This window comes from Paracoccus sediminilitoris (assembly GCF_003259195.1).
Classification (GTDB): Bacteria; Pseudomonadota; Alphaproteobacteria; order Rhodobacterales; family Rhodobacteraceae; genus Paracoccus; species Paracoccus sediminilitoris.
The window spans coordinates 1-5203 of the sequence record NZ_QJPK01000059.1; the positions used below are offsets into that span (position 1 = coordinate 1).

The window sequence follows — 5203 nt, forward strand, 5'->3', positions numbered from 1 at the left end:
TCATCCTCCGTCTCCTCGGTTTGAAGCGGATTCTATCTCAAACCGGAGGAGAATGCGGGGCTCAGGTTAGTAGGTTTGCATCCGTTCGGGGCGCGGACTGTGAGGATGAACCGCTCAAAGGACGCCCATTCCTCGTCCGACATCAGGTCTCGTGCCAAGCTGGTCTCCATCGCAAATATCAGCTTGGATCACGCATTCCACACAGCGCGAATCCCTTTTGCCAGCAAGACCTAATATAAGTTCAAATTTTCCTGTTCCGTCCCCGAGTCATACATCGAACCGCCTGATACGGAGATGTATAGCAATCTCAGGCGGCACCGAATCAGTCATAATAAGCGTCGATAAATGTATTCGTAATCTTCTTCACCATATCCATCTGCACATGAACAGCGTCCTCGTTCCATGCAAGCTGGCGAGGCGACAATGTAACCAGCTCATAGCTTGGAAAATAGTCCACATAATCATAGGTACGGCTGACGGTTTCTGCAGCTGCACGAAGGGTGCTTTTGGATCCGATACTCGCAGGCACGACATCCTTGTTTGTGAATGTCGAGCTTGGCACCGGAGAGACGGTCACGATAATCTTGACCTTATTATTGCGCTTGCTCGCAATCATTTCGACAAGGTGCTTCAGAACAGTGACGACGTCTTCATATCCGAAGTCGATGAATTCAAAAAGGTCACTCCGCTTCTTCAAGAAGTTTCCGGTCGGCGCACGGTTGATGATCAAGCCATTCTTCTTTTCACGCCAGGACTCGGTCAGACCCAACGTCATGATGACGACATCCGCATGATTGACCTCGTTCATGCCGGCATCGACGGCGGCACGATTTTTCAGCGCTTCATCCTTGCTGGTCAGGGCCAAGCCAGCCGCATGGGGGTCAAACCACTTGTTCTCCGCCAGTTCGAGAAGTCCCTCGTCCGGAACAGTGTTGCCATAGAAGGCACGGTGGACATCAAAAAACATGGAGTGCGTCGTGTACTTGTGGAAGACGCCGCGACTAATCTTTCCGGCGGGAACGCCCCCACCGATCTGCTTGTCTTCTCGCCAACTATCGTACTTTTCGGCGATGACGCCATGTCCCGCCAGAAGCAGAGGGACCTGGTGTCCTTGCAGAGCAATCTCGATCTCGCGTGCAAAGCAAGAACCGATTGTGAAAACAGCTTCGTTCTTCGAAATCTTGAATTTAGGTCGGTGGATCACCGACATGCGCTCGCCGCTGGCCAGTCGGCCTCTGGCCGAGTCTGGCCCAATGCTCCACTGACGCGCAGTGTTTTCCTTGGCGAATTTCAGAGCTTCTTCAGCCGAGTAGGTTTTTGTTGCGGGTGACAGTTGACCCATCATCGGCGGGAAGCCATCGAAAGACATGAAATTAACCAACCTCAGCTTGCAATTTTGAAAAATTTCGCACGAGTCCGTGAAAGTTTACCTACTATGTCGCAACAATCAATTGGTGCAATAGAGAATCTCCATTTGGTTGTCGGACATGAATGCCGTTCAAGTTGAAGCCGCTTGAGAATCGATTTGCAGGGGGGATTCGGCCTATATTGTTGACCAATTAAATCATCTTTTCTGTAAGGTCGCGTTAGCTTGCTAATCAATCGAAAAATGCGACGCTGAAGTACTTCGCAGCCTCGTTTTTTATCTCTGAATTTTATGGAAATACATGACCCCGTTTAGCTTTTATTGTGCTTTAACGCCTGCCAAACCGGAAGAAGCACCAAGTATCTGAAACGGTAAAATTCAGATACGTACGCTTTTCTGCGATGAAGTTTGCACGTTCTGTCGGCCTTATTCTATCGAGCGAATGATGATGAGACAGATTCCGTTGCTAAATATAACGGCAATCTGATGTTTGTTAAGTGTTGCTGTAAAACCTGTCTTCCGACATTTCCTTCAAGCATCCGCCGATCCATCAACGCGCCAATAGGATGGTCCCGGCGCGCCGGTCAGCTTACCGACCATCACGCCGTTTCCGTCAGTCGACAGGCAGGTATCCTTGGCAGCCTCACTCTGATCACTGCCCAGCTCCTTGACGAATCCTGCCAAGAGGACGTCGCTTATGCAGCAATCCGGCATACCGATGTTCGGGCCATCACTGATGAACACCGTCGACATATCGGGGATTTTGATTGGCGCGTCGGACCCGGTAACCAGCAAGCGTCCCAGCTTGGAAGCGACAGGCGTGAGTTCGGTCAGGGCACTTAAATAAAGTGACAGGGTCATTGGCATGACAGAAAATCCCATTTAGCACTGTCCTGAAAGCCAAATGGGGGTGCCGGTCATCGGCTCCGCTGCGATACAAACAGAAAGCTTCATGTCATGCGCATGCTCTTCCATGGTCCCGGCGTTGCCGTGCACCGTCCAACGGCTCGCTACCCCGGCCTGACGGGGGTGCAGCCAGTTGTCGTCGATACGTTGGCAGGGCTGAAGACGTCCCAGAAGCTCACCAGCAATCGTGGCAACATTATTCACGCCGAAGCGCCCGCCCGACTGTTTCAGAAAGATGCCGCTGGCTCTGCCTATGGCAATATCGTGGGTCTCAGCCGGTTTCTTGGGGCAGGCTTCGCGGATAAAATTGCCGAGAGCTTTGATCTGATCGTCTTTTCGATGGCGAACTTCATTCGTCCCGGGGTCGATATGACCCCCTTTGTGAATGCGCTGCAGCTGTTGAAGGGTCGCGTGCCGTTTATCGTCCTTGGGGCAGGGCTTCAGGGCCAATCGCGGCTGGATGAGCTGTCGCCCTCGGTCAAGAGGACACTCGCGATCTATAACAAACATGCACTGGTGTTCGGCGTGCGCGGTAAGCAGACGCAAACCTGGTTGCATCAGAACGGCTTTCCCAGGGCCGAGGCCTTGGGCTGTCCCAGCCTGTACAGTTTTCCCCAATCGGTCATGTCGGTCGATGGCACGGCAGTCCGGGCCAAGGGTAACAGCGCCAATGTGATGACAGCCGGCTATCTGACGGTGAAGAACGGCCACAACTTTGAGCGCGGCTTCAAACTTGCCAAGGCGCTTGAAGGCGTCGCCTCATCCTACGTGTTTCAGGACGAATTCCTTCAATATGGCGATCTGGCCAATCAGCCGCGCAGCTTCAACGAAGGCAGCAACACCGCCGATGCGTCACTGCTGAACGCGGCACTCAGCCGGGAGACCGGGGCCAAGGTCCAATTTGATCGCTATTATTATTTCACCGAGTCGAGCGCGTGGCGTCAGGCCTGCCTGTCGCACGATGTCTATGTGGGCGACCGATTCCACGGCGGCGTGGCGGCCTTGCAGGCCGGGTTGCCGACCGTGTTTCTGGCGCAGGACAACCGTGTCTCTGAAATGACGGAATTTTACAGCCTGCCACGGTTGACCATCGATGAGTTCTCCAAGATGGGCCTAAAAAAGACCTTGGACAAGTTGCTGTCATCTGAAGCTCTGGACAAGATGAAGACGACTTATCGCACCCGACACGCGGCTTTCTGCGAATCCATGGCGCGCCATGGCATCAAGGTTGTGACGCAGCCCTGAGGCTTTGCCAGGCCGCGCTGTGCCAGTTGCGGCCTGAACCCTTCCATCACGGTTTTTGTTTGTTGGGGATATGTCGGTCGGCCCATCTCGAATGTCAGATATTGTTTGGAGCATCGTCGTTTGAAATTGCGCTTGATCTTCAGCCGGCCTGCACCTCAGGCAATGCCGAGGCATTGGGTTGCGACATACGACCTAACGTCGGAGGCTATTACAAGGACCAAAGCTATCCTGAAGCTCGAGGATTAGCCCCAGATTGAGGGGGAGGCCGAAAGGGGCGCAGACTACGTCAGACTTCTGATTTCCGGCGACTACGCCTCGAAAAGCTTCACCACACTATCACATCGTAAATTGGAAATGGACGGTGATGCGACACAAGTGGTAGTCGAAAGCGCCAGTTCTGCCAGCGATGGAGCCCAAGGCACTCTGCTGACGATGCGCAGGTTCACCCCGCCGATCTGACGAACAGAGGGCACATGCCCGCGGGCAGGGTTCCTGCGGGCATTGATTTGAAAGCCATATCTATGGGATCGGCACCTCTTCAGTCCCTCCCAGACTGTCTTCGGAGGCGTGGAGTATTGCAAACCAAGAGCGTGGCCAAATGCCCTAAGCGTTTTACAATAATGCGTCACATATCTGGTTCGAATTGAGTAACTCAATTCTTTCTGGCCAACGCTGATCAGTCGCCCACTTACAACATTACCCCGAATCCCTTTCAAGCAGAGATGAAAATTAAAGCTTTGAAAGCAATACACTACTCATTTTTTCGCCGAATGCCGCAGCTTTTGCGGCGGCGCGCACGTAGTTGGGCGCGGTATCTCAAAAGTTGCTTCGGTTTCGGGAGATTAGGACGATAGGCTCAGATGGAGTATTGCAGGAGCGACTGGCCGAAGCGAGCAAACGGGGTTGTCAGTGGCTTGGTCGGTTGACCCACTTTCACGGCAATGGTGTCACGGCAGGTCCTGATCGCGAAGAGGCCTTTCAACAAACGCAGTATTGGCTTCATCAATATGGGTCTTTGGCCGATCAGGCCAGCTCTCGAAATTGAAAGATCCAGCTTGAGGAATGTTTATCCCGTGCGTCCAAGCACATTGCCCAGTAGAAGAAGCGATCGAACGCACAGTTGGGTCGGAGCTTGGAGTGGCTTGGGGAAGCTTTGTCTCATTCCAGCGTCGAAAGCTTCGCAACCGTCATGGAACTAGGTTCGGTACAAAGTTTTAGATTTGTCTTGCTGCGTCGGGGTGGCAAGCTGCTATCCGAATGACGCTGATCGACATCCTTTGGCTCGATATGATCGTTGCAAGGTTCGAACTTGATCCTGATATGGCAATTTTCGAACGTCTCGATGGCCTGACCGGAATCATCATCTGATCAGATGAATCATATCAAACCTTGCTTGATGTCGAAGCCAACTCTTAAGTTGGAGAACAGTGTTGCTTAGCAAAATAACGTTAGCTTGCAAACGTATTACGCATCGTCGTCTGATCCGGGCGGTCTCCCCGAAAGGGACGCTCGGCGACGGACGTTTGGCTATGCTCGAGGCACTTCTCCGGTCGGCAGGCGAGCTGAACTCTGCCCACTGCCTGAATACGAGATGTCCGATCTGGCAGCGACTAGAGCATTGACCTGCCACGGGATTTTTTCTCCACCGCTGATTAGAGCCCGGCCCAACTTGAGGACGGACAATGA

The 5203-nt window shown here is 53.0% G+C and carries 3 protein-coding genes and 1 pseudogene; 1 reads left to right on the plus strand and 3 read right to left on the minus strand.

Annotated features, from left to right (window positions below):
• Positions 1-65: 65 nt before the first annotated feature.
• The 3 genes and pseudogenes from DKT70_RS17415 to DKT70_RS17425 form a co-directional block, all read right to left on the minus strand.
• Positions 66-170: pseudogene (locus DKT70_RS17415) on the minus strand (IS5/IS1182 family transposase); the annotation flags it as partial.
• Positions 171-322: 152 nt separating this feature from the next.
• Positions 323-1369: a GSCFA domain-containing protein gene (locus DKT70_RS17420; RefSeq protein WP_111560315.1), complete on the minus strand. Its 1047-nt coding sequence runs from the start codon at positions 1367-1369 to the stop codon at positions 323-325.
• 528 nt (positions 1370-1897) lie between these two features.
• Positions 1898-2227 (minus strand): hypothetical protein, encoded by a 330-nt coding sequence (locus DKT70_RS17425; protein WP_158530156.1) that lies wholly within the window; start codon positions 2225-2227, stop codon positions 1898-1900.
• Positions 2228-2323: 96 nt separating this feature from the next.
• Here DKT70_RS17425 and DKT70_RS17430 point away from each other — a divergent pair, with 96 nt between their 5' ends.
• A complete protein-coding gene (locus DKT70_RS17430; RefSeq protein WP_111560317.1) occupies positions 2324-3517 on the plus strand; it encodes a polysaccharide pyruvyl transferase family protein in 1194 nt (397 codons plus the stop codon).
• Positions 3518-5203 lie beyond the last annotated feature (1686 nt).

What these genes read in the sequence shown, in the direction of transcription:
- DKT70_RS17430 (WP_111560317.1), top strand. Translation starts at nt 2,324, where the DNA reads ATGCGCATGCTCTTCCATGGTCCCGGCGTTGCCGTGCACCGTCCAACG.
- DKT70_RS17420 (WP_111560315.1), bottom strand. Translation starts at nt 1,369, where the DNA reads ATGTCTTTCGATGGCTTCCCGCCGATGATGGGTCAACTGTCACCCGCA.
- DKT70_RS17425 (WP_158530156.1), bottom strand. Translation starts at nt 2,227, where the DNA reads ATGACCCTGTCACTTTATTTAAGTGCCCTGACCGAACTCACGCCTGTC.